The sequence below is a fragment of the Streptococcus oralis genome (assembly GCF_001983955.1).
GTDB lineage: Bacteria > Bacillota > Bacilli > Lactobacillales > Streptococcaceae > Streptococcus > Streptococcus jiangnanensis.
The window spans coordinates 1,340,219-1,366,499 of record NZ_CP019562.1 but is presented as its reverse complement, the minus strand read 5'-3'; the positions used below and the strand labels follow the sequence as shown (position 1 = coordinate 1,366,499).

At 40.2% G+C, this 26,281-nt stretch carries 19 protein-coding genes and 1 pseudogene; 19 read left to right on the top strand and 1 reads right to left on the bottom strand.

The window, feature by feature from the left end; translation table 11 throughout:
* Nucleotides 1–45: 45 nt before the first annotated feature.
* The 17 genes from BWR56_RS06615 to BWR56_RS06535 all read left to right on the top strand — a co-directional run bounded on the left by BWR56_RS06615 (nucleotide 46) and on the right by BWR56_RS06535 (nucleotide 22,000).
* Nucleotides 46–1,410, top strand: coding sequence for an amino acid permease (locus tag BWR56_RS06615; protein ID WP_049489886.1), 1,365 nt, complete (start codon nucleotides 46–48; stop codon nucleotides 1,408–1,410).
* Nucleotides 1,411–1,508: 98 nt separating this feature from the next.
* Nucleotides 1,509–1,919, top strand: a complete 411-nt coding sequence (locus BWR56_RS06610; RefSeq protein ID WP_076984688.1) for a GNAT family N-acetyltransferase — start codon at nucleotides 1,509–1,511, stop codon at nucleotides 1,917–1,919.
* A gap of 198 nt (nucleotides 1,920–2,117) precedes the next feature.
* The gene (locus BWR56_RS06605; RefSeq protein WP_001107495.1) at nucleotides 2,118–2,327 is read left to right on the top strand and encodes a helix-turn-helix transcriptional regulator; all 210 of its coding nucleotides are present in this window, start codon (nucleotides 2,118–2,120) and stop codon (nucleotides 2,325–2,327) included.
* Nucleotides 2,317–2,790 carry a DUF6773 family protein gene (locus tag BWR56_RS06600; RefSeq protein WP_076984687.1) on the top strand — a complete coding sequence of 158 codons (474 nt, stop codon included), beginning with the start codon at nucleotides 2,317–2,319 and terminating at the stop codon, nucleotides 2,788–2,790. The genes BWR56_RS06605 and BWR56_RS06600 overlap by 11 nt, the downstream gene beginning before the upstream one ends.
* On the top strand, nucleotides 2,780–3,268 hold the full coding sequence (locus tag BWR56_RS06595; RefSeq protein ID WP_076984686.1) for a DUF6773 family protein: 489 nt from the start codon (nucleotides 2,780–2,782) through the stop codon (nucleotides 3,266–3,268). Before BWR56_RS06600 ends, BWR56_RS06595 begins: the two co-directional genes overlap by 11 nt.
* Before the next feature lie 116 nt (nucleotides 3,269–3,384).
* Nucleotides 3,385–4,845, top strand: coding sequence for a nicotinate phosphoribosyltransferase (locus BWR56_RS06590; RefSeq protein WP_076984685.1), 1,461 nt, complete (start codon nucleotides 3,385–3,387; stop codon nucleotides 4,843–4,845).
* Nucleotides 4,842–5,666 (top strand): ammonia-dependent NAD(+) synthetase, encoded by an 825-nt coding sequence (gene nadE / locus BWR56_RS06585; protein WP_049505336.1) that lies wholly within the window; start codon nucleotides 4,842–4,844, stop codon nucleotides 5,664–5,666. Before BWR56_RS06590 ends, nadE begins: the two co-directional genes overlap by 4 nt.
* Nucleotides 5,667–6,014: 348 nt before the next feature.
* Nucleotides 6,015–6,566: a GNAT family N-acetyltransferase gene (locus BWR56_RS06580; RefSeq protein ID WP_049505337.1), complete on the top strand. Its 552-nt coding sequence runs from the start codon at nucleotides 6,015–6,017 to the stop codon at nucleotides 6,564–6,566.
* A 163-nt stretch (nucleotides 6,567–6,729) separates the two neighbouring features.
* Complete coding sequence (ccdA2, locus tag BWR56_RS06575) at nucleotides 6,730–7,440, top strand: thiol-disulfide oxidoreductase-associated membrane protein CcdA2 (protein ID WP_076984684.1); 711 nt, start codon at nucleotides 6,730–6,732, stop codon at nucleotides 7,438–7,440.
* A 13-nt stretch (nucleotides 7,441–7,453) separates the two neighbouring features.
* On the top strand, nucleotides 7,454–8,017 hold the full coding sequence (locus BWR56_RS06570; RefSeq protein ID WP_049505339.1) for a redoxin family protein: 564 nt from the start codon (nucleotides 7,454–7,456) through the stop codon (nucleotides 8,015–8,017).
* 9 nt (nucleotides 8,018–8,026) lie between these two features.
* On the top strand, nucleotides 8,027–9,139 hold the full coding sequence (msrB, locus tag BWR56_RS06565; protein WP_049505340.1) for a peptide-methionine (R)-S-oxide reductase MsrB: 1,113 nt from the start codon (nucleotides 8,027–8,029) through the stop codon (nucleotides 9,137–9,139).
* Nucleotides 9,140–9,209: 70 nt separating this feature from the next.
* Nucleotides 9,210–9,947, top strand: a complete 738-nt coding sequence (locus tag BWR56_RS06560; RefSeq protein WP_049505341.1) for a response regulator transcription factor — start codon at nucleotides 9,210–9,212, stop codon at nucleotides 9,945–9,947.
* Nucleotides 9,944–11,635, top strand: coding sequence for a cache domain-containing sensor histidine kinase (locus BWR56_RS06555; protein WP_049505342.1), 1,692 nt, complete (start codon nucleotides 9,944–9,946; stop codon nucleotides 11,633–11,635). Before BWR56_RS06560 ends, BWR56_RS06555 begins: the two co-directional genes overlap by 4 nt.
* 109 nt (nucleotides 11,636–11,744) lie before the next feature.
* Entirely contained in the window at nucleotides 11,745–12,308 is a 564-nt protein-coding gene (locus BWR56_RS06550; RefSeq protein ID WP_049505343.1) for a TIGR01440 family protein, read from the top strand.
* A 2-nt stretch (nucleotides 12,309–12,310) separates the two neighbouring features.
* Nucleotides 12,311–18,040 (top strand): ZmpA/ZmpB/ZmpC family metallo-endopeptidase, encoded by a 5,730-nt coding sequence (locus BWR56_RS06545; protein WP_076984682.1) that lies wholly within the window; start codon nucleotides 12,311–12,313, stop codon nucleotides 18,038–18,040.
* Nucleotides 18,041–18,114: 74 nt separating this feature from the next.
* The gene (pabB, locus tag BWR56_RS06540; protein ID WP_076984681.1) at nucleotides 18,115–19,830 is read left to right on the top strand and encodes an aminodeoxychorismate synthase component I; all 1,716 of its coding nucleotides are present in this window, start codon (nucleotides 18,115–18,117) and stop codon (nucleotides 19,828–19,830) included.
* A gap of 118 nt (nucleotides 19,831–19,948) precedes the next feature.
* A complete protein-coding gene (locus BWR56_RS06535; RefSeq protein WP_081364917.1) occupies nucleotides 19,949–22,000 on the top strand; it encodes an Ltp family lipoprotein in 2,052 nt (683 codons plus the stop codon).
* A 163-nt stretch (nucleotides 22,001–22,163) separates the two neighbouring features.
* Here BWR56_RS06535 and BWR56_RS06530 read toward each other — a convergent pair.
* Nucleotides 22,164–22,536: pseudogene (locus BWR56_RS06530) on the bottom strand (helix-turn-helix domain-containing protein); the annotation flags it as partial.
* 168 nt (nucleotides 22,537–22,704) lie between these two features.
* Between BWR56_RS06530 and BWR56_RS06525 the strand changes: the two are divergent.
* Both BWR56_RS06525 and BWR56_RS06520 read left to right on the top strand, forming a co-directional pair.
* The gene (locus tag BWR56_RS06525) at nucleotides 22,705–25,179 is read left to right on the top strand and encodes an Ltp family lipoprotein (protein ID WP_081390679.1); all 2,475 of its coding nucleotides are present in this window, start codon (nucleotides 22,705–22,707) and stop codon (nucleotides 25,177–25,179) included.
* A gap of 125 nt (nucleotides 25,180–25,304) precedes the next feature.
* Nucleotides 25,305–26,264 (top strand): ROK family glucokinase, encoded by a 960-nt coding sequence (locus BWR56_RS06520; protein ID WP_000078588.1) that lies wholly within the window; start codon nucleotides 25,305–25,307, stop codon nucleotides 26,262–26,264.
* Nucleotides 26,265–26,281: the final 17 nt, after the last annotated feature.

The window sequence follows — 26,281 nt, the reverse complement described above, 5'->3', positions numbered from 1 at the left end:
CCTTGCTCAACTCCTTTTTGGTTTTTTGGATAAAAAGGAGACTATATGAGTGAAAATAAGAAGAAAAATAAAATGGAGCGTGGTTTAACCAATCGCCATGTTCAGGTGATGGCCATTGCGGGAACAATCGGAACAGGACTTTTCCTAGGTGCTGGTCGCTCTATCAGCCTTACAGGACCTTCTATCATCCTGATTTATATGATCACAGGAGCCTTTATGTTTTTGATGATGAGGGCTGTTGGAGAGATGCTGTATCAGGATCCGGAACAACATACCTTTATCAACTTTATCACACGTCATTTGGGGAAAGGCTGGGGATATTTCTCAGTTTGGTCTTATTGGTTGTCAGTTGTCTTTATCGGTATGGCAGAAATCACTGCCATCTCAGACTATGTCCGCTTCTGGTTTCCCACCTGGCCTAGCTGGCTGATTCAGCTTGTCTTTTTAACGATTTTGGCTTTGGTCAATCTGATTGCAGTTAAGCTCTTTGGCGAAGTCGAGTTTTGGTTTGCTATGGTCAAGATTGTAGCGATTTTAGCCATGATTGCAACAGGAGTCTTTATGGTTTTGACAGGCTTTAAGACACCCCATGGTGTTGCAAGTTTGGCAAATATCAGTGACCAATTCTCTCTTTTTCCAAACGGAGTTATGAACTTTGTCATGGCCTTTCAAATGGTATTTTTTGCCTATCTGATGATTGAGTTTATCGGGGTGACAACTTCTGAAACAAAGAACCCTCGTCAGGTCTTGCCCAAAGCTGTCAAGGAAATTCCTCTCAGAATTATCTTCTTCTACGGGGGAGCTCTCATTGCGATTATGGCCATTATTCCTTGGTCTTATCTTAATTCTTCAGATTCTCCTTTTGTAACGGTTTTTGAACTGGCAGGGATCAAGTGGGCGGCGGCTCTAATCAACTTTGTTGTCTTGACCTCAGCAGCGTCTGCTCTTAACTCAACTCTCTACTCAACAGGGAGACACTTATATCAGATTGCCCATGATTCGCCCAATCGTTTCTTAAGGGCCATCAAGGTCGATACCCTTTCTCGCCACAATGTTCCACAAAATGCCATCATCGCCTCAGCGATCTTGATTGCTCTGGCTGCCTTTATCAATGTGCTACCTGGTGTTTCAGATGCCTTTGCTTTGATCACAGCATCCTCATCAGGCGTTTACATCGCGATTTATATCTTGATAATGGTGGCCCATCTCAAATACCGCAAGTCACAAGATTTCATGGCTGATGGCTACCTCATGCCTCAGTATCGCTTGCTTAATCCCCTAACCATTCTCTTTTTTGTCTTTGTTTTTGTGACTCTCTTTTTGCAAGAGTCTACTTTCATGGGGGCAGTTGGTTCTGCTATCTGGATCCTTGTTTTTGGGATTTATAGTCAGTGGAAATTTAGAAAATAAATCATGAACTCATCAACTCTGTTTGGTGAGTTTTTCTAGTTTGACAGTCTATTAAAATAGGATTATAATCAAGCTGTAGCAGTTCTAAGGAGGTTTGGATGCACGTTAGATTGGAAAATAAGGAGTCGCATAAAGCGCAAGAAATAGGGAATTTGATTCGTGCTTATAATCGTTCTAAAAGAGAAGAGGCTGAAAGTAAGCCACTGAATCTTTATCTCGAAGATGAAAAGGGCAATCTCTTGGCGGGCTTAGTAGCTGAGACTTTCGGAAATTGGTTGGAAATCGAATATCTGTTTGTGAAAGAGGAATTACGGGGACAAGGAATTGGTTCAAAACTATTGCAGCGAGCAGAAAATGAAGCCAAGAAACGAAACTGTCGTTTTGCTTTTGTCAATACTTACCAGTTTCAAGCGCCAGATTTTTATATAAGCCATGGCTACAAGGAAGTCTTTACCTTGCAAGACTATCCCTACACAGGGCAAAGATTTTATTACCAAAAGGATTTGTGACCTAGACTTCTTTCTTTTGGAGAGGAACTTAGCTAAGTATCAAAAAAGAACGAATACTCTTTATCATGTAAGATGGTAGAGAGTTTTTTTGTTAATAAAATCTTACAAAATGACATTTATATATTGCATTAAGTTAGATATATGGTATAATGTTTTTAAAAGAAGCGCAACTTTTAAAAAATGTGAAGGAGGACTCTAGTGGCTAAAAATTTAAAATTAAAATTAGCTCGTGTGGAGCTTGATTTAACACAAGGGGATTTGGCAGAGGCTGTGGGTGTTACTAGGCAGACTATAGGCTTGATTGAAGCTGGGAAATACAATCCTAGTCTCTCACTCTGTCAGTCCATTTGCAGATGTTTAGGCAAAACTTTAGATCAATTATTTTGGGAGGAAGAAGATGAAAAATAGAAAGAAACTTGTGATCAAAGATGAACGTACGGAAAAATTGGACGGAAACATTTCAGGAGAAATTCTCTTGGGAATGTGCCTATTTTTGGCACTGGAAATTTTTGCAAAACTTTATATCTTCAATTTAACACTTCTGTCCTATTTACCAGAATTACTTTTATTGATTGGAGTCGGTTTGTATGCCATTATTCGCCGCATGTATGTAGGGATTGATATTCGAGATATTGTTGAGAATACTGGAAAAGAAAGAATTTTATCTGCTTTGGGATTTTCTATAGTGATTTTATTGATTGATATCGTAGGCAATCGCGAGGAACTGGTCAATCTATTGACTTGGAAGTACTCCCTAAAAGTGGTTCTAGCAGTTATCATCTATCTCGTTGGGAGTTTTTCTATGGATAGAGTTATCCTATACTTGAATCGCAGAAATCAGCAAGTTTGGGAGGAAGAAGATGAAAAATAGATTTTTTTATTATCAATTACTAGACGAAAGAGAAGAACAACTGATGAATAAAGCTGGGACAGAGTCTTTTAATGTGTTTATCGGGCTCATTCTCCTAAGTTATTTGGTGGCTGTGTTAGCACCTGCTCTTTTTAATCCTAATATTCTTCTGGTTACCCTTCTTTTAGGAATTTTCTTCTTTTTCAATCGTGCACGACAACTTGGAGTGACCTACTATAGTCGTTTTCATTTTACGATTGTAGGGTGTTTGCTGGTAACTCTCGCTATTACGACTCTCTTGATGTTGGAGAATTATCAATTCAATATCGAAATTTATCAGCACAATCCTCTGAACGTTAAATATTTGTCTACTTGGGTCCTTACTTATCTGATTTACCTTCCTTGGGTTTTTATCGGCAATCTCGGCCTTAAAAGTTATGGCGAATGGGCTCAAAAAAAGTTTGAGCAAGATATGGATGAACTGGAGAATGGAGAATAGCTTGTTAGCTTTTTATCAATCTCGGTAAAATGTGTTATAATAGTACTAATTTATCGGACGGTGTGAAAGTGGTAGAATACGTTCATACCTTTGTAAAGTAGGAAGAAGGAAAACAGATGTATCCAGATGATAGTTTGACATTGCACACGGACTTGTACCAGATTAACATGATGCAAGTTTACTTTGACCAAGGAATTCACAATAAGAAGGCGGTCTTTGAAGTTTATTTCCGCCAGCAACCTTTTCAGAACGGTTATGCAGTTTTTGCTGGTTTGGAAAGAATTGTACATTATCTTGAAGACTTACGCTTTTCAGATAGCGATATTGCCTACTTGGAGACGCTTGGGTATCATGGAGAATTCTTGGATTACCTACGAAATCTCAAGTTAGAACTAACGGTTCGTTCTGCTCAGGAAGGGGACTTGGTTTTTGCTAATGAGCCGATTGTACAGGTAGAAGGTCCTCTAGCTCAATGTCAATTGGTCGAAACGGCTCTCTTAAACATCGTTAACTTTCAAACCTTGATAGCGACCAAGGCAGCACGTATTCGTTCGGTCATTGAAGATGAACCCTTGATGGAATTCGGGACACGTCGTGCGCAAGAAATGGATGCAGCTATCTGGGGAACACGCGCAGCTGTGATTGGTGGCGCCAACGGAACCAGCAACGTGCGAGCAGGGAAGCTCTTTGGGATTCCCGTTCTAGGAACTCATGCCCATGCCTTGGTACAGGTTTATGGAAACGACTATGAAGCCTTCAAGGCTTATGCATCAACCCATCGTGACTGTGTCTTTCTAGTAGATACTTATGATACGCTTCGTATCGGTGTGCCAGCTGCCATTCAGGTAGCGCGTGAGTTAGGTGATAAGATCAATTTTAAAGGCGTTCGTATTGACTCAGGGGATATAGCCTATATTTCCAAGAAAGTTCGTCAACAGTTAGATGAGGCTGGATACCCAGATGCCAAAATTTACGCTTCCAATGACCTAGATGAAAATACTATCCTTAACCTCAAAATGCAACACGCTAAGATTGATGTCTGGGGGGTGGGTACCAAGCTGATTACAGCCTATGATCAGCCAGCTCTTGGGGCAGTTTATAAGATTGTGGCTATTGAAGATGAAACTGGTAAGATGCGCAATACCATCAAGCTTTCAAGTAATGCTGAAAAAGTATCGACCCCAGGTAAGAAGCAAGTATGGCGCATTACCAGTCGTGAAAAAGGCAAGTCAGAAGGTGACTACATTACTTATGATGGTGTGGATGTTGCCAGCATGACAGAAATCAAAATGTTCCATCCGACCTATACTTACATCAAGAAGACCGTTCGTAATTTTGATGCTGTTCCTCTCTTGGTGGACATCTTCAAAGAAGGAACATTAGTTTACGATTTGCCTAGTTTGACTGACATTCAAGCCTATGCTCGTAAGGAATTTGACAAGCTTTGGGATGAGTATAAACGGGTACTCAATCCGCAACATTACCCGGTAGACTTGGCGCGCGATATTTGGCAGGACAAAATGGACTTGATTGACAAGATGCGCAAAGAAGCCCTTGGTGAAGGAGAAGAAGAATGAGTTTGCAAGAGACCATTATCCAGCAACTGGGCGTCAAACCAGTGATTGATGCTCAGGAAGAAATTCGTCGTTCGATTGACTTCTTAAAGAGATACTTGAAAAAACACCCCTTCCTTAAAACCTTTGTACTAGGGATTTCTGGGGGTCAAGACTCAACCTTGGCGGGGCGCTTGGCACAATTAGCGATGGAAGAAATGCGAGCAGAGACAGGAGATGACAGCTACCAATTTATCGCTGTCCGCCTGCCATACGGAGTGCAAGCTGATGAAGCAGATGCTCAAAAAGCTCTTGCTTTCATCCAGCCAGATGTCAGTCTAGTTGTAAATATCAAGGAATCAGCTGATGCTATGACAGCTGCAGTCGAAGCGACAGGAAGTCCTGTTTCAGACTTTAACAAGGGCAATATTAAAGCTCGTAGTCGTATGATTGCTCAATATGCCCTTGCGGGTGCCCATAGCGGAGCCGTCATTGGAACAGACCATGCTGCGGAAAATATCACAGGTTTCTTTACTAAGTTTGGTGATGGTGGTGCAGACATTCTCCCTCTTTACCGCCTCAATAAACGCCAAGGAAAACAACTCTTGAAGGAACTTGGTGCAGACCCAGCCCTTTATGAAAAAATCCCAACAGCAGATTTGGAAGAAGAAAAACCAGGTATTGCAGACGAAGTAGCCTTGGGAGTCACTTATGCAGAAATTGATGACTACCTTGAAGGCAAAACCATCAGTCCAGAAGCCCAAGCAACTATCGAAAACTGGTGGCACAAAGGCCAACACAAACGCCACCTACCAATCACCGTATTTGATGACTTTTGGGAGTAAAAAGGTCCGGGGGACCTTTTTAGCTTCTTGCCTAGAAACTGGGAAGCAAGAAAAACCTCCAGTGGAGGTTTTTACCCTGAGTCTAGAAATGAGAAAGCGAGGCAGATTTGGTAACTCGTAGAGTTCGATTTTCCTTGTCTCACCCCCGCAACGATGACTAGGTTTGAAAAAGCTTGGTAAAGCGCATTTCAAACCAGACAGCGACTGCGTCAAGGGACTAGATAAAACACTTGTTTTCTAGCTATTACTGAGTTTAGTCTTTTTACCCTGAACCTAGAAATAAGAAAGCGAAGAAGGTCCGGGGACTTTTTTATCTTGAGCCTTAAGCTTAGAAAGCGAGGTAACATTATGAAAGCAATCGGTACGCAAATGTTAGAGACGGAACGTTTAATCTTGAGAAGATTTGTGGAGAGTGATGCGGAAGCCATGTTTCAAAATTGGGCTTCGTCTGCTGAGAATCTAATCTATGTCTCTTGGGATCCTCATCCTGATGTTGAGGTGACTCGGAACTCGATTCGAAATTGGGTTGCATCCTATACCAATCCCAACTATTACAAATGGGCCATTTGTCTCAAAGAAAACCCTGAGCATGTGATAGGAGATATCAGCATCATTGAAATGCACGAGGAAGATTTAAGTTGTGAAATTGGGTATGTTTTAGGAAAAGATTATTGGGGTCGTGGTATGATGACGGAGGCCTTGAAAGCTGTGTTAGACTTTTGTTTTACTCAAGCAGGCTTTCAAAAAGTCAGAGCTCGTTACGCCAGTCTCAACCCAGCTTCAGGCCGTGTGATGGAAAAAGCGGAAATGTCTTATCTAAAAACCATTGCCAATGGTGTGGAGAGAAAAGACTACGTTGCGGACCTTATTTATTACCAGATAAGTAGGGAGGACAGGTGATTCTCTTTTCTGTTTCTACCAAAGTCAGACCTTGTCTGGCTTTTTTTGTGCCAGATTTCTAAATAAACTGATTAAATTCCTATTTTTCCCTATCATTGTCCCTGTTTTTTCTGGAGTTTTGGGGATATAATAGACCTATCAAATCAAAGAATGGAGGAAGGCAATGGACAATGTAATCTTTTTTATTAGTGTTTTTCTTGCTGGAATTCTTTCCTTCTTTTCTCCTTGTATTTTACCCTTGTTGCCAGTCTATGCAGGAGTCTTATTGGATGATAAGAATGATGCTCAGGCTTCTAGTGGAAAATTTTCAATCTCACTTGTTAGTTTATTGCGAACTCTGGCCTTTATAGCGGGGATTTCCTTTGTTTTTATCTTACTGGGTTATGGAGCTGGTTTTTTAGGCAATTTGCTGTATGCTTCTTGGTTTCAGTATGTGACGGGTGCGATTATCATTCTCTTGGGCTTGCACCAGATGGAAGTCTTACATTTGCAGGGACTCTACAAGGAAAGAAGGCTACAATTAAAGAGACAAGGGCAAAAGGGTAACGGCTATAGTCAGGCATTTTTACTGGGGTTAACCTTTAGTTTTGCTTGGACGCCATGTGTGGGGCCGGTTCTGGGCTCTGTTTTGGCTTTGGCGGCTTCAGGTGGTTCAGGTGCTTGGCAGGGAGCTGGTCTCATGTTGGTTTACACGCTGGGTTTGGCACTACCATTTTTAGTTCTAGCTCTTGCCTCCAGCTATGTTTTGAAACATTTCCGAAAACTCCATCCTTATCTCGGAATCCTCAAAAAAGTGGGTGGTTTCCTCATTATCGTGATGGGAATCTTGGTGCTTTTGGGAAATGCTTCCATTTTGACTACATTATTTGAATAGAGAGGAAAAAGAAATGAAAAAATGGCAAACATGTCTCCTTGGAGTAGGCTCAATTTGTTGCTTGGTAGCCTGTTCGGCTAAAAACATGTCAGACGAGTCTACTATGAAGGAGCAATCCAAAACAGAACAAGTTAGTTCACAAACTGCGACTAAAGGTCAGGTGGTTGCTGATTTTGAACTGATGGGAGTAGATGGTAAGACCTACCGTTTATCTGATTACAAGGGCAAGAAAGTCTATCTTAAATTCTGGGCTTCTTGGTGTTCCATCTGTCTAGCCAGTCTTCCAGATACCGATGAAATCGCTAAGGATGCTGGTGATGACTATGTAGTTTTGACAGTGGTCTCTCCTGGTCACAAGGGGGAGCAATCTGAAGCGGACTTTAAGAATTGGTACAAGGGCTTGGATTATAAAAATTTTCCAGTTTTAATTGATTCATCAGGTAAACTCTTGGAAAGTTATGGTGTCCGTTCTTACCCCACTCAAGCCTTTATAGACAAGGAAGGCAAGCTGGTCAAAACGCAACCAGGTTTTATGGATAAGGATATGATTTTAAAAGAATTGAAAGAAATGGGGTAGAGAAAGATCATGAATGATAAAGTTAAACTTTTTGTCTTGGCAGGGGTCATTCTCCTAGCCTTAACCGGTTTCTATTTTCTATTGATGCGAAATGCAGGGCAGACAGATAGCTCGCAAATTGAGAAAGCATCCGTTAGCCAAGGAGGAAAAACAGTGAAAAAAACAGAAGTGAGTAAAGACGCAGACTTGCACGAAATTTATCTAGCTGGGGGATGTTTCTGGGGAGTGGAGGAATACTTCTCACGCGTGTCTGGAGTAACCGATGCCGTTTCAGGCTATGCGAACGGTAGAGGGGAAACAACCAAATACGAATTGATTAACCAAACAGGACATGCAGAGACTGTCCATGTCACCTATGATGCTAAGCAAATTTCCCTCAAGGAAATTCTTCTTCATTACTTCCGCATTATCAATCCAACCAGCAAAAATAAACAAGGAAATGATGTGGGGACTCAGTATCGTACCGGCGTATATTACACAGATGATAAGGATTTGGAAGTAATCAACCAAGTCTTTGATGAGGTGGCTAAGAAATACGACCAACCTCTGGCAGTTGAAAAGGAAAACTTGAAGAATTTTGTGGTGGCGGAGGATTACCATCAAGACTACCTCAAGAAAAATCCAAATGGCTACTGTCATATCAATGTTAATCAGGCTGCCTATCCCGTCATCGATGCCAGCAAATATCCTAAACCAAGTGATGAGGAATTGAAGAAGACCTTGTCAACTGAGGAGTATGCAGTTACCCAGAAAAATCAAACAGAACGAGCTTTTTCAAACCGTTACTGGGATAAATTTGAATCCGGTATCTATGTGGATGTGGCAACTGGTGAACCCCTCTTTTCATCAAAAGACAAGTTTGAGTCTGGTTGTGGCTGGCCTAGTTTCACCCAACCCATCAGCCCAGATGTTGCTACCTACAAAGAAGATAAGTCCTACAATATGACACGCATGGAAGTGCGGAGCCGAGTTGGAGATTCTCACCTTGGCCATGTCTTTACAGATGGACCACAGGACAAGGGTGGCTTGCGCTACTGTATCAATAGTCTTTCTATCCGATTTATTCCCAAAGACCAAATGGCAGAAAAAGGCTATGCCTATTTACTAGATTATGTTGATTAAGAAGTCTTTCCTAAGCAGTTAGAGGAGAATTTTGCTATACTGATACTAGTAAGTGGTAAAGGAGCGGAGCATGACCTACACAATCTTAATCGTAGAAGATGAGTATCTGGTAAGACAAGGTTTGAGCAAGCTGGTCAATGTAGCAGCCTACGATATGGAAATCACCGGTCAGGCTGAAAATGGAAGACAGGCTTGGGATTTGATTCAAAAGCAGGTGCCAGACATCATTTTAACCGATATCAATATGCCTCAGCTAAATGGCATCCAGTTGGCCAGTCTGGTACGAGAAACCTATCCTCAGGCGCATCTGGTATTTTTGACAGGATACGATGATTTTGATTATGCCTTATCTGCCGTCAAACTCGGTGTAGATGACTACCTGCTCAAGCCCTTTTCTCGTCAGGATATTGAGGAAATGTTGAGGAAAATCAAGCAAAAACTAGACAAGGAAGAAAAAGAAGAGCAGTTACAAGATTTATTAACCGATAAGTTTGAAGGAAATCTGGCTCAGAAGATCCAGTCTCATCTGGCTGACAGTCAGTTTAGTTTGAAGTCTTTGGCCAGTGACCTAGGTTTTAGTCCGACTTATTTGAGTTCCTTGATTAAGAAAGAGTTGGGCTTACCTTTTCAGGATTACCTGGTGAGAGAGCGTGTCAAACAAGCCAAGCTCTTACTTCTGACCACGGATTTAAAGATTTATGAGATAGCCGAAAAGGTTGGCTTTGAAGATATGAACTACTTTACCCAACGTTTTAAACAGATTGCAGGTGTGACACCTCGTCAGTTTAAGAAAGGGGAAGGCCGATGAAGCGTTCTTCTCTCTTAGTCAGAATGGTTATTTCCATCTTTCTGGTCTTTCTCATTCTCCTAGCTGTGGTTGGGACTTTCTACTATCAATCGAGTTCATCAGCTATTGAGGCCACTATTGAGGGCAATAGTCAAACGACCATTAGCCAAACTAGCCACTTTATTCAGTCTTATATCAAAAAATTAGAAACCACCTCTACCAGTTTGACCCAGCAGAAGGATGTGTTGGCCTATGCTGAGAATCCTAACCAAGACCAAGCCAAGGGAATCCGAGATCTGTTTTTGACCATCTTAAAGGCAGACCAGGACTTGAAAACGGTGGTACTGGTAACCAAATCTGGTCAGGTTATTTCTACAGATGATAGTGTGCAGATGAAAACTTCATCAGATATGATGGCTGAGGATTGGTACCAAAAGGCTATCCATCAGGGAGCTAAGCCAGTTTTGACCCCAGCTCGTAAATCAGATAGTCAGTGGGTCATTTCTGTCACTCAGGAACTTGTCGATACAAAGGGATCCAATCTTGGCGTACTTCGTTTGGATATTTCCTACGAAACTCTGGAAGCCTATCTCAACCAACTCCAGTTGGGCCAGCAGGGCTTTGCCTTTATCATCAATGAAAACCATGAATTTGTCTACCATCCTAAACGTACTGTCTATAGCTCAGCGAGTGAAATGGAGGCCATGAAACCCTACATTGAGAAGGGGCAGGGCTATACTCCTGACCACAAATCCTACGTCAGTCAGGAACAGATTGCAGGGACTGATTGGACGGTTATAGGCGTGTCTTCGCTGGAGAAGTTAGACCAGGTTCGGAGTCAACTCATGTGGACCTTGCTTGCTGCTAGTGCCTTATCTCTTCTTGCCTGTCTCTGCTTGGTGTGGTTCAGTCTCAAACGCTGGATCGCCCCTTTGAAGGATCTGAGAGAAACCATGCTGGAAATTGCTTCTGGTACACAAAATCTTCGTGCCAAAGAAGCTGGCGCCTATGAACTGAGAGAAGTGACTCGTCAGTTTAATGCCATGTTGGATCAGATTGACCAGTTGATGGCAGATGTGCGCAGGCAGGAAGAAGCGACCCGGCAGTATGAACTTCAAGCATTGTCGAGCCAGATTAACCCCCATTTCCTCTATAACACCTTGGACACCATCATCTGGATGGCTGAGTTTCAGGATAGTCAGCGAGTGGTTCAGGTGACCAAGTCCTTGGCAACCTATTTCCGCTTGGCGCTCAATCAAGGAAAGGATTTGATTTCTCTTTCTGATGAAATCAATCATGTCCGCCAGTACCTCTTTATCCAGAAACAACGCTATGGTGATAAGCTGGAGTATGAGATTGCTGAAGAACCTGACTTTGATAGCCTAGTCTTACCCAAGTTGGTGTTGCAACCTCTTGTAGAAAATGCTCTTTACCATGGTATTAAGGAGAAGGAAGGTCGGGGCAATATTAAAGTCTCTGTTCAGAAACAGGATACAGGGCTTGTCATCCGCATTGAGGATGATGGTGTTGGTTTCCAAGCTGCTGGCGATAGTAGTCAAAGTCAACTCAAACGTGGGGGAGTTGGCCTTCAAAATGTCGACCAACGACTCAAACTTCATTTTGGAGACAATTACCAGATGAAGATCAATTCTGTACCTTCAAAAGGGACGATAGTTGAAATATACATTAATAAAATAGTAATTAGCTAACTCCCAGTCTATTCTGGGAGTTTTGCTTTTAAAATTCAGAATGATTAGTTGGCCTTGATAAAATCAGTAAAAAAAGATATGATAGATAGTGACAAAAGAGGTATCAAGTATGAAGGAAAAAGACATTCAAAGAGCAACAAGCCAGATTGTAGAAGATGTATTAGAAAAGGCTAATTTGAAGCAAGGAACTATCTTTGTTTTGGGCCTTTCTTCTAGTGAGGTGATAGGTGGTCAGATTGGTAAGGAATCCAGTCAAGAAATTGGGGAAGTCATTGTGAAGACCATTCTAGATATCCTAGAGGAAAAAGGAATTCATCTAGCTGTTCAAGGTTGTGAACATGTCAATCGAGCCCTCGTTGTTGAACGTCAGGTGGCAGAACAGTTTGGTCTTGAAATCGTCAGTGTCCTTCCTACACTTCATGCAGGAGGTTCGGGTCAGTTGGCAGCCTTCAAGTTTATGCGGGATCCAGTTGAGGTTGAATTTATCAAGGCCCATGCTGGATTGGATATCGGAGATACTGCGATTGGCATGCATGTCAAGCATGTTCAGGTTCCAATTCGCCCTCTTTTGAGAGAAATTGGGCATGCCCATGTAACGGCTCTAGCTAGTCGTCCAAAATTAATTGGAGGTGCGCGTGCGCAGTATCCACAAGATTCTATCAGAAAGTCATGAGAATGAAAAAGACAAAACAACAACTAGAAAAAATTACCAAATATTCGATTCGTAAGCTCACTGTTGGGGTAGGTCCTGTAGCTATCGGGGCCTTCCTTTTTGGTGCCAGTACCCTTTCAGTAGATAAGGTGCATGCCAATGAAGTTGGCGGTGCTCATAGTGTTCATTACCGTTATTTGGCGGAGCAGGAATTGACCGAGTCTGAAAAAGCCCTGATTCACCATGAGGTTCCTACAGAATTTCAAGATGAAGATATTATTTATGTAGTTTATCGCAAGAAGGAGACTAACAGTCAACAACTTCCATACACAGGAAGTAAGGAGCTTGCTTTGGCAGGTCTTGGGTTGGCAACAGCCTCACTAGCGGTTTTATTAGTTTCCAAGAAACACCGTAGTAAAGTACTTGGTATTCTGTTAATTAGCTCTATCGGCGTCAGCAATTTTGTACCTTTTACTGCCTTTGCATTTGAAAATAAAGAGTTACTTTCGTATAACCAAACTATTTCTGCATCTACCCATGAAGGTTTGGCTAAAGGTGTTATTCATATTGAAGGATATGAGTATGTTGGTTACTTTAAAGAATCAAAATCTAGTACCAATACAAGCAGTAAAAAAGGTGAGTCGGTAGTTGAAGAACCACAGACGGAATATACAGGCAAGATTGAAGCTAAAGGCACTCAGGAACCAGGCAAAGAGGGAGAGTCCTTAGTTCAAGAGCCACAGTCAGAATATACAGGCAAGATTGAAGCTAAAGGCACTCAGGAACCAGGCAAAGAGGGAGAGTCCTTAGTTCAAGAGCCACAGTCAGAATATACAGGCAAGATTGAAGCTAAAGGTACTCAGGAGCCAGGCAAAGAGGGAGAGTCCTTAGTTCAAGAGCCACAGTCAGAATATACAGGCAAGATTGAAGCTAAAGGCACTCAGGAGCCAGGCAAAGAGGGAGAATCCTTAGTTCAAGAACCACAGGCGGAATATACAGGCAAGATTGAAGCTAAAGGTACTCAGGAGCCAGGTAAAGAGGGAGAATCCTTAGTTCAAGAACCACAGGCGGAATATACAGGCAAGATTGAAGCTAAAGGTACTCAGGAGCCAGGTAAAGAAGGTGAGTCGGTAGTTCAAGAAAAGTTACCTGAATATAAAGCAACTGAGGGCGCGGTTACGAAAGAAACTACTACGGAGATTGACTATAAGACAGAAATTATCGAAGATCCAACCAAATATACGGATGAAGAAACTGTCATCCAAGATGGAGAAAAGGGTAGTCAAATTACCAAAACGACTTATAAGACTCTCGACGGTATTGAGACTGATCAAGTTTTAAATACAACAACCATTGTCATCAAAGAACCAGTCATTAAAAAAATAAGCCGTGGTACAAAACCAATTGAAGGAACTCTGGTAGAAGAAAGTCTTGAAAAGATTCCGTTTAAGGAAAAGGTTGAAGAAGATGATCAACTGAAAAAAGGTGAAAGAGTTACTGTCAAAGAAGGAAAAGACGGACAGAAAAAGGTTATAAAGACTTATAAGACAATTAAAGGACTGAAGACTGAAGAAGCACCGAAAGTTGTCGAACAGGTTTTGGAGTTAGATCAAGATCGTATCGTTAAATTAGGAACTAAAAACTTTGAAAAACCAATTTTAAGTTTGTCGCTTATCGATGTTAAAGATTTAAAACGAACATCTCAAATTCGTTACAATTTGGAAAACCCAAGTAAGGCAGCCATTAAATCTATCACCTTAACTCTGAAAAAAGGTGATGAGATTGTCAAAACTTTGACTATTTCACCAGACAACTTAACAGCTAGCCTGACAGATTTGCAGTACTATAAGGATTATAAACTCGAAACCAAAATGGTTTATGACCGTGGTGAAGGTGATGAAGAAGAAGTTCTAAGGGAAGAACCACTAAGAATTGACCTCAAAAAAGTTGAAGTCAAAAACATCAAAGAAACAAGCTTGATGAGTGTGGATGATGCTGGTGTTGAAACGGATAGTAGCTTCTTAACTTCTGTTCCAACTAATGTAAAACCATACTATCTAAAAATCGCTACGCATGATAATAAGGTGACCCGTCTTGCTGTGGATAAAATCGAAGAAGTTACTGTCGATGGAAAAGCACTATACAAGGTCACTGCTAAAGCTCCTGACCTCGTTCAGCATACGGATGGTAACCAGCTCAGTGAGGAATACGTCCATTATTTTGCCAAGCCAAAATCTCACGAAGAGAATGTCTACTACGATTTCAATGAATTGGTAAAAGCAATGCAAGCTAATCGTAAGGGGACGTTTAAGCTTGGTGCAGATTTGAACGCAGCAAATGTTCCAACTCCAAATAAACAATATGTACCAGGTGTATTTAATGGTCATTTAACAAGTGTTGATGGAAAACAGTATACCATTCATAATATCGCTCGACCATTGTTTGAGCGCATTGAGAATGCTTCTGTGAAGAATATCAATCTTGGCAATGTGAATATTAATATGCCTTGGGCAGAAAATATTGCACCTGTTGCAAGAATTGTTAAAAATGCTGTAATCGAAAATGTCAAAGTTACAGGCCATATTATTGCGAAAAATGATATTGCTGGTGTGGTTAATAAATTAGATGGTGAGGGCGCTAAAGTTAATAATGTTGCTTTCATTGGTAAAATTGATGGTGTTGGGGATAAAGGATGGAATCTTGCTGGTATTGTGGGTGAGATTTGGAAAGGCCATGCGAATAAAACATATGTAGAAGCTGATATTACAGCAACTAAGGCCCGGGCTGCTGGTCTTGCGTCTACTGTTGACAATAGTTCGGACCCTAATGGCATCGGTAAATATGGGACTGTACGAAATTCAGTCGCTAAAGGAACAATTAAAGTTAAATCACCTGTAGATGTTGGAGGTTTCATCAGTAAGAACTGGGTATGGGGCAAACTTGAAAATAATGTTTCAATGATGAAAGTTGAGAACGGTGAAGAATTCTATGGTTCCGGTGATATTGATTACGATGGGGGATACTTCACGAATAATGCTCTTGAAAGAAACTTTGTTGTAAAAGATGTTAGTGCAGGTAAACATTCGTTCAAATATTCTCGTTCACATAGAATTAGAGAAATTAGTCTCGAAGAAGCTAATACCAAGATTGATGCAATGGGAATCACTGCTGATAAGTTTGAAATTAAACCTCTAATTGAGGACACTCTCAACAATACAAAATCATTAGATGAGACCTATAAAGATACTCAAGATTACAGAATTGACCGTGAACTTGCTTATCGCAATATCGAAAAATTACAACCGTTCTACAATAAAGAGTGGATTGTCAATCAGGCCAATAAATTGGAAGCCAGTTCAAACTTGGTTACGAAAGAAGTTCTTTCTGTTACAGGTTTGAAAAATGGACAGTTTGTAACTGACTTGTCAGATGTTGATCATATTATGATTCATTATGCTGATGGTACTAAGGAAGAAAAAGTTGTCACACGTAAAGCTGATTCTCAAGTCCAACAAGTTCGTGAATATAGTATCGAAGGTCTTGGTGACGTCGTTTATACACCGAATATGGTTGTTAAAGATAGAACACAATTAATCAACGATATTAAAGCAAAATTAGCAGGTGTTGAATTGATTTCACCTGAAGTACGTGCGTTAATGGACAAACGTGGTAAAGCCGAAGAAAATACTGATGGTCGTAAAGATGGTTATATTAAAAATCTATTCCTTGAAGAAAGCTTTGAAGAAACGAAAGCTAATTTGGATAAATTAGTCAAAGCTTTAGCCGAAAACGAAGACCATCAATTGAATAGTGATGAAGCTGCCATGAAAGCTCTTCTTAAAAAAGTAGAAGACAACAAAGCTAAAATTATGATGGCTCTTACTTATTTAAATCGTTATTATGGATTTAAATACAATGATATGAGCATTAAAGATCTTATGATGTTCAAGCCTGATTTTTATGGTAAGAACGTTAGCGTTATTGATAGATTGATTCAAATTGGTTCACGTGAACATTTCTTGAAAGGAGACCGAACTCAAGATGCTTATCGTGATGTGATTGCGGGAGCAACAGGTAAAGGTAATTTAAATGACTTCTTAACATATAACATGAAACTCTTTACAGAAGATACTGATATGAATGTATGGTATAAGAAATCTATTTCTCATACTAACTATGTAGTTGAGAAACAATCATCTAACCCTGATTTTGCTAATAAGAAATATCACTTATATGAAAACTTAAATAACGGTGAACATGGTCGATACATTTTACCACTTCTTAATACGAAGAAGGCTCACATGTTCTTAATTTCAACGTACAATACGCTAGCGTTTAGTGCATTTGAGAAATATGGTAAGAATACAGAATCTGAACGTGAAGCGTTTAAGAAAGAAATCGATTTACGTGCACAAGAGCAAATTAATTACTTAGACTTCTGGTCAAGACTTGCTGCTGATAATGTACGTAATCAATTGTTGAAATCTGAAAATATGGTTCCATCAGCAATTTGGGATAACCAAGATGTTCCAGGTAATGGATGGTCTGACCGAATGGGTCATAATAAGAATGGTGACTATGCTCCAGTTCGTGAGTTCTATGGACCTACAGGTAAATGGCACGGATATAACGGTATGGGTGCGTATGCTTATATCTTTTCTAACCCACAAAATTCAGAGGCTGTATACTACATCATCTCTAGTATGATTAGTGATTATGGTACATCTGCATTCACTCACGAAACAACTCATATCAATGACCGTATGGCCTACTTAGGAACATGGCGTCACCGTGAAGGGACAGATATTGAATCATTTGCTCAAGGTATGCTACAATCGCCATCTCTTACAAACTATAATGGTGAATATGGTTCACTTGGATTAAATATGGCGTACGAACGTAAAAATGATGGTACACAAATTTATAACTATGATCCTAATATGTTAAGTAGTCGTGAGAAGATTGATCACTACATGAAGAACTATAACGAATCAATGATGATGCTTGATTACTTAGAAGCAGAATCTGTCATCAAGAAAAATACTGGAACTAACGATAAGTGGTTCAAGAAAATCGATAAGAAATATCGCGAAAAAGCGAGCTATAATAAGTTAGAAGGTGCACCACACCAATGGGATTTAGTTCGTGATTTAAATGATGATGAGAAGAGTATGAAACTGACAGCTATTGATCAACTTGTAGATAACAACTTCGCTACTAAACACGGGCTACCAGGTAATGGTCATTACCGTACTGAAGGATTCGATTCTGCTTATACTGTTGTGAATATGATGACTGGTATTTACGGTGGTAACACAAGTAAGAGTACGGCTGGCTCAATCTCATTCAAACACAATACATTCCGTATGTGGGGCTACTACGGTTACCTTGATGGATTCTTAGGGTATGCATCTAACAAGTATAAACAAGAATCTAAAGCAGCCGGTAACGTAGGTCTAGGTGATGACTTTATCATCCAAAAAGTTTCTAAAGGTAGATTTAATACATTAGAAGAGTGGAAGAAAGAATGGTATAAAGAAGTCAGAGCTAAAGCTGAGAAAGGTTTTGTAGAAATTGAAATTGATGGTCAAAAGATTTCAACATATGAAAAACTTCAAGAGCTATTCGATGCTACAGTTGAAAAAGACCTTCAAGGTAATAAATTTGATAATACAGTGAATCTTAAATGGAAAGTTTACAAACAACTCTTGCAGAAATCAGACGGATTTACTGGAGATTTATTCACTAAATAGTAGATAGGACTAGTAAAATGAAAAAAGGTAGATCAGCTTTGTCTGTATCTGCCTTTTTGTGCTATACTTAAGGTATGCATAGAAAAACAGTGATTGATTTTAGGGCTTTGGGGGAGAGATACACCTTTACCCAGCCTATCAAAGAGTTAAAAACGAGAGATTTATCAGAAGTGGCGGACTTGCTGGCACAGGTGGAGAGCTACCAAGAACAAGGCTATTATGTGGTGGGCTACGTCAGTTACGAGGCTGCACCTGCTTTTGAGGAGAAACTAGCAGTTCATAAAGCTCCTTTACTGGGCGAGTATTTGCTTTACTTTACCGTTCATGATAGGGTGGAAACATCCCCTATTCCACTGACTTATGAGGAAGTAGATTTGCCTTCAAAGTGGCGGGAACAAACATCTGCAGAGAACTATGAAAAAGCTATTTCCCAGATTCACCATCATTTGCGTCAGGGGGACACCTATCAGGTAAATTACACCGTCCAACTCAAGCAAGACTTAAGTGCCAATCCTTTTGCCATCTACAATCGCATGGTGGTAGAGCAGGAGGCGGGCTACAATGCCTATGTTGAACATGACGAGATGGCGGTGATTTCCATGAGCCCAGAGCTCTTTTTTGAGCAAAATGACCGGGAATTAACGACTCGCCCAATGAAAGGAACAACCCAGCGGGGAGTGACTAACCAAGAAGATTTAGAACAGGCTAGTTGGCTAGAACAGGATCCTAAAAATCGTTCTGAAAATATGATGATTGTGGATCTTTTGCGCAACGATATGAACCGTATTTCTGAGGTGGGGAGTGAGCACGTGGAGCGTCTGTGTCAGGTGGAGCAGTATTCAACTGTTTGGCAGATGACTTCGACCATCAAGAGTCAGTTACGACCGGATGTTGAGCTAGTTGAAATCTTCCGTTCGCTCTTTCCATGTGGTTCCATCACAGGAGCACCGAAAATTGCGACCATGGAAATCATCAAGAACTTGGAGCCTCAACCCAGAGGAGTTTACTGCGGAACGATTGGTCTCTTGCTTCCAAATGGACGACGGATTTTCAATGTCGCCATTCGGACCATTCAACTCTATATGGGCCAAGCTATCTATGGAGTTGGAGGCGGGATTACTTGGGATAGTACTTGGGAGTCTGAATACCGTGAAGTTCATCAAAAGGCGGCTGTACTCTATCGTAAACAACCACGTTTCCAATTGATTACAACTGGGAAAATCAGCAAAAAACAACTGCTGTTTGAAGATCAACATCTGGAAAGACTGACAAAGGCGAGCCGTTATTTTGCCTATCTTTTTGATCCGGAAGACCTGAGACAAAAGATAGAGGAAGAGTGTCAGGCTTGTGATGCTAATCAAGACTACCGTTTGCGAATTACCCTCAGCAAGTCTGGAGAGATAGAACTCAGTCGTCAAGTATTAACACCCCTTAGTCCTAGTTTCTGTCAGGCTCAACTTTGTCTGCAAGAAGCTGATTTGCAGCAAGCATTTACCTACTTCAAAACCACTCACAGACCGCACTTGAGCATAGGGGAACAGGAAATCATTTACCATAATGTGGCAGGAGAGCTATTGGAAACGTCTATCGGGAATCTAGTTCTGAAAATTGCTGGAGAACTCTACACACCGCCTACCAGTCTAGGAATTTTGCCAGGAATTTATCGTCAGCATTTGCTGGAAACAGGACAGGTAAAAGAGAAAATTATGACTTTGGAAGACCTGAACCAAGCAGAAGCTATCTATGGCTGTAACGCAGTCAGAGGTTTGTATGAGTTGGAAGTGATATAACTATAGGTTTTCAATTAAGTTTTAGATTTATTTGTTAATATTTAATATTTGATTTGAAAGCAAAATTAAATATATGGTATACTATAAGTATAAATCAATAAAAATAATGGAGATTTTTATGAAAAAATCAAAAAAAATTTTAGTAACCAGCTTAGCAACTGCAACACTGGGACTTATTGCATTATCAGATACAACTGGAGACTTTCCTTTTTCGGCTCAGCATGTTTCTGCTCAAGAAAAGGATGCATCTAAAAATGGTAAGGTTGTAAAAGAGAATACAACTTCGGCGTCAAATCAAGCTGAGAAATCAAAAACACCAGCGCAAAAACCTGCTGAGAAACCAAAAACACCAGCGCAAAAACCTGCTGAGAAACCGAAAACACCAGCACAAAAACCTGCTGAGAAACCAAAAACACCAGCACAAAAACCTGCTGAGAAACCAAAAACACCAGCACAAAAACCTGCTGAGAAACCGAAAACACCAGCGCAAAACCCTGCTGAGAAACCTAAAAATACAAGTCCTAAAGAGGATAAGTCCAAATCTACAGCTCAGTCTGGTTGGGTAGGCTCATCGTACTATGAAAATGGTACTAAAGTTACTAATAAGTGGATTTTTGATAAAAAAGCTAATTCTTATTTCTATCTAAATGCTTCGGGAAACTATGTCCAAAATGCTTGGGTAGGCAATTACTATCTCAAATCAGATGGAAAGATGGCCAAGAATGAATGGATTTATGATAAAAAGTACTCTGCACATTATTATTTAACAGCAGAAGGTAGCTATGCTCGTAATACATGGGTAGGTAATTACTATCTAAAATCAGACGGGAAAAGAGCTAAAAATGAATGGATTTATGATACGAAATCGAGTTCATATTTTTATCTAACATCAGAAGGAAGTTCTGCTCGTAACACTTGGGTAGGCAATTACTATCTCAAATCAGATGGAAAGATGGCCAAGAGTGAATGGATTTATGACAAAAACTACGGGTCATACTATTATCTAACAGGAGAAGGAAGCTACGTACGTAACAAATGGGTAGGTAATTACTATCTCAAATCAAACGGAAAGATGGCCAAAAATGAGTGGGTAGATGGTGGTCGTTATTATGTTGATTCTGATGGAAAGATGGTTAAAAGTGACTGGATTTATGATAAAAACTATGGTTCCTATTATTATCTAACAGCAGAAGGCAGCTACGCTCGCAACAAATGGATAGGAAATTACTATCTTAAATCAGACGGTAAGATGGCCAAGAATGAATGGGTAGATGGTGGCCGTTATTATGTTGAATCAGATGGTAAAATGGCTAGTAAAAAATGGGTAGATGGTGGTCGTTACTATGTAGGATACGATGGTGTGTGGCAACCAAAACCAGCAGCCGGGAATCCATACTCAGCAGCTTTAAAGGAAGCACAAGGTTATAACAGCCTTCATTTGTCAAAAAAAGGAATTTATGAGATGTTAATTTATGAAGGTTTTAATAGTGACACTGCACAATATGCTATCAATCATTTGAATGCAGATTATAAGGCAAATGCCTTGGCTCAAGCAAGAATGCATTTAAAATATGGTACTTCATCTAAATCAGAAATATATAGAAAGCTGACCTCTCCGAAAGTTGATAAATTTACGGAAGAAGAAGCTAACTATGCCATTCAAAAACTAGATTTAACACCTGAAGGAAGCTCTGCCCGCAATAAATGGGTAGGATACTATTATTATAAATCAGATGGAAAGCTGGCCAAGAATGAATGGGTAGATGGCGGTCGTTACTATGTTGATTCTGAAGGCAAAATGGTAATAGGTAAATGGGTTGATGGTGGCCGTTACTATGTAGGATATGATGGTGTGTGGCAACCAAAACCAACAGACGGGAATCCATACTCAGCAGTTTTAAAGGAAGCACAAGGTTATAATAATATCCATTTGTCAAAAAAAGGAATTTATGAGATGTTAATTTTTAAAGGTTTTAATAGTGACACTGCACAATATGCTATCAATCATTTGCAAGCCGACTATAAGGCGAATGCCTTAGCTAAAGCAAGGATTCTTAGTAAATATAATAAAAAATCGAAATCGGAAATACATAAATGGCTAGTTTCGCCTTATGGTGGAGAATTTACAGAAGAAGAAGCCAACTATGCAATTCAACATTTGGGTGACTAATTATTTAGAATAACTATTTTAACACTGATTGACAAGTCAAGTGCAACAAAGTTGTTCCTCTAATTAAGAGAGTATCTTTAAAGCTGTTTGAGTGAGCTCAAACAGCTTTTTTGCGGACTATAGCCAAGTTCAAAATAGAAGGTTCTCCTATTTCAAAAAGGGGTTGGAGTTTATAGGTGTGAACAAAGGCATCTATGCTATATCCCGTTGGTTTCTCTCCCATTACTTCTGTAAATTGTTTCAGAAAGTCGTCCGATAAACGATCTAGTTTCAAATAATAGCTGGCTTCTCTAGCATACTGATAATGGTTATGGGTAGCATCTGCATAATGGTGTAGGTAATAGATCTTCTGCCCATTGACTTATTTCACTTGTGTTATGGAACCACGATTCATTTTACGCGTAATAGTAGAGCAGTTTCCCCCAGTCTACGAGCAAACTCAGCAGGTTTGAGTCCTACGTTTAAATAAGCTTCAATTTCTACTCGCTCAGCTTCAGATAAGTGCTTGTATGAGAATAATTAGTGGACATGTTCATCTTCCTTTATACTGTTTTTCGCAACTCCAGTATATCAGATGAACATGTCTTTTGTGTTGCACTTCATTTTAAAATAGGGCTTTCATAAATAGTTATTATTTGAGTGTAAAAAAAATTAAGTATATGGTATACTATAGGTATAAATCAATAAAAATAATGGAGATTTTTATGAAAAAATCAAAAAAAATTTTAGTAACCAGCTTAGCAACTGCAACACTGGGACTGATTGCATTATCAGATACAACTGGAGACTTTCCTTTTTCGGCTCAGCATGTTTCTGCTCAAGAAAAGGATGCATCTAAAAATGGTAAGGTTGTAAAAGAGAATACAACTTCGGCATCAAATCAAGCTGAAAAATCAAAAACACCAGCGCAAAATCCTGCTGAGAAACCAAAAACACCAGCACCGAAACCAGAACCAAAACCAGCGCCAAAGCCAGCGCCGAAACCAGCTGAGAAACCGAAAACACCAGCGCAAAACCCTGCTGAGAAACCTAAAAATACAAGTCCTAAAGAGGATAAGTCCAAATCTACAGCTCAGTCTGGTTGGGTAGGCTCATCGTACTATGAAAATGGTACTAAAGTTACTAATAAGTGGATTTTTGATAAAAAAGCTAATTCTTATTTCTATCTAAATGCTTCGGGAAACTATGTCCAAAATGCTTGGGTAGGCAATTACTATCTTAAATCAGATGGTAAAATGGCTAAGAGTGAATGGATTTATGATAAAAACTATGGATCCTATTATTATCTGACCGCAGAAGGTAGCTACGCTCGAAACGCATGGGTAGGTAATTACTATCTAAAATCAGACGGGAAAAGAGCTAAAAATGAATGGATTTATGACAATAACTATGGGTCATACTATTATTTAACAGGAGAAGGCAGCTACGCTCGCAACACATGGGTAGGCAATTACTATCTTAAATCAGATGGTAAGATGGCTAAAGCTGAGTGGATTTATGACAAAAACTATGGATCCTATTATTATCTAACAGCAGAAGGCAGCTACGCTCGCAACAAATGGGTAGGCAATTACTATCTAAAATCAGATGGTAAGATGGCCAAAAATGAATGGGTAGATGGTGGTCGTTATTATGTAGGAGACGATGGTGTGTGGCAACCAAAACCAGCGCCAAAGCCAGCACCAAAACCAGCTGAGAAACCGAAAACGCCAGCACAAAAACCTGCTGAGAAACCGAAAACACCAGCGCAAAAACCTGCTGAGAAACCGAAAACACCAGCACAAAAACCTGCTGAGAAACCGAAAACGCCAGCACAAAAACCTGCTGAGAAACCAAAAACACCAGCACAAAAACCTGCTGAGAAACCGAAAACGCCAGCACAAAAACCTGCTGAGAAACCAAAAACACCAGCACAAAAACCTGCTGAGAAACCAAAAACACCAGCACAAAAACCTGCTGAGAAACCGAAAACACCAGCACAAAAACCTGCTGAAAAAGCTAAAGAAACAACTCCTAAACAGGATAAATCACAATCTAAAGTTCAGTCTGGCTGGGTAGGAAATTACTACCTCAAATCAGATGGAAAGAGAGCTAAAAATGAATGGGTAGATGGTGGTCGTTATTATGTTGATTCTGATGGAAAAAAGGTTAAAAGTGACTGGATTTATGATAAAAACTATGGTTCATATTATTATCTAACAGCAGAAGGCAGCTACGCTCGCAACAAATGGGTAGGAAATTATTACCTCAAATCAGATGGAAAGATGGCCAAGAATGAATGGGTAGATGGTGGCCGTTATTATGTTGAATCAGATGGTAAAATGGCTAGGGATAAATGGGTAGATGGTGGCCGTCACTATGTAGGATACGATGGTGTGCGGCAACCAAAACTAGATGGGAAGCAGTACAATGCTGCTTTAAAGACAGCACAAGATTATAATAGGATTCATTTGTCAAAAAAAAGAATTTATGAGATGTTAATTTATGAAGGTTTTAATAGTGACACTGCACAATATGCTATCAATCATTTGCAAGCAGACTATAAGGCGAATGCCTTAGCTAAAGCAATAGGATACCGAAAAAATAGCAATCTCTCAGAAACGCAAATTTATCACTGGCTAACTTCTCCTAGTATTGACAAATTTACCAAAGAAGAAGCCAACTATGCTATTCAAAAACTTAATCTACCATCAGAAGGCAGCTATCCTCGCAATAAATGGGTAGGAGATTATTATTATAAATCAGATGGAAAGTTGGCCAAGAATGAATGGGTAGATGGCGGTCGTTACTATGTTGATTCTAAAGGCAAAATGGTAAGGGATAAATGGGTAGATGGTGGCCGTCACTATGTAGGATACGATGGTGTGCGGCAACCAAAACTAGATGGGAAGCAGTACAATGCTGCTTTAAAGACAGCACAAGATTATAATAGGATTCATTTGTCAAAAAAAAGAATTTATGAGATGTTAATTTATGAAGGTTTTAATAGTGACACTGCACAATATGCTATCAATCATTTGCAAGCAGACTATAAGGCGAATGCCTTAGCTAAAGCAAGAGGATACCGAAAACATAACAATCTCTCAAAAACGCAAATTTATCACTGGCTAACTTCTCCTAGTATTGACAAATTTACCAAAGAAGAAGCAAACTATGCCATTCAACATTTAGGTGACTAATTTTTACAAATAGTGAAGCAAATGAGATGTTTTAATTTTGGCTTGTAGCCTGCAAACCTTTGCACAAAAGAGACGATTTTGTTATACTATATCTGTAAGCATTTTCAATTAAAAAGGAGAAGACGATGAGTCAAAAGATTATTGGGATTGACCTTGGTGGAACATCTGTCAAGTTCGCAATTTTAACTCAAGAGGGAGAAATCCAAGAAAAATGGTCTATTAAGACCAATATTTTGGACGAAGGAAGCCATATTGTAGATGATATGATTGAGTCTATTCAGCATCGTTTGGACTTGCTTGGATTGTCAGCTACGGATTTCCGAGGTATTGGAATGGGATCACCTGGTGTGGTTGACCGTGAAAAAGGGACTGTTATCGGTGCCTACAACCTCAACTGGAAAACCCTTCAACCGATTAAAGAAAAGATTGAAAAAGCCTTGGGGATTCCATTCTTCATTGATAATGATGCCAACGTAGCTGCTCTTGGTGAGCGCTGGATGGGGGCAGGCGACAACCAACCGGACGTTGTCTTTATGACACTTGGTACTGGTGTTGGTGGTGGTATCGTGGCAGAAGGCAAATTGCTTCACGGTGTTGCTGGTGCGGCAGGTGAGCTTGGCCATATCACTGTTGACTTTGACCAACCAATCGCATGTACCTGTGGTAAAAAAGGCTGTCTTGAGACAGTTGCTTCTGCAACAGGGATTGTCAACTTGACTCGTCGATATGCAGATGAATACGAAGGCGATGCGGCCTTGAAACGCTTGATAGACGACGGTGAAGAAGTAACAGCCAAAACTGTTTTTGACCTTGCAAAAGAAGGGGACGACCTTGCCTTGATCGTTTACCGTAACTTCTCACGTTACTTGGGAATCGCATGTGCTAACATCGGTTCCATCCTCAACCCATCAACAATCGTTATCGGTGGTGGGGTGTCAGCAGCGGGAGAATTCCTTCTACAAGGTGTTCAAAAGGTTTACGACGAAAATACCTTCCCACAAGTACGCACATCCACAAAATTGGCTCTTGCAACTCTAGGAAATGACGCTGGAGTTATCGGTGCGGCATCACTTGTATTGCAATAAGATCATAAAAGGAGAAA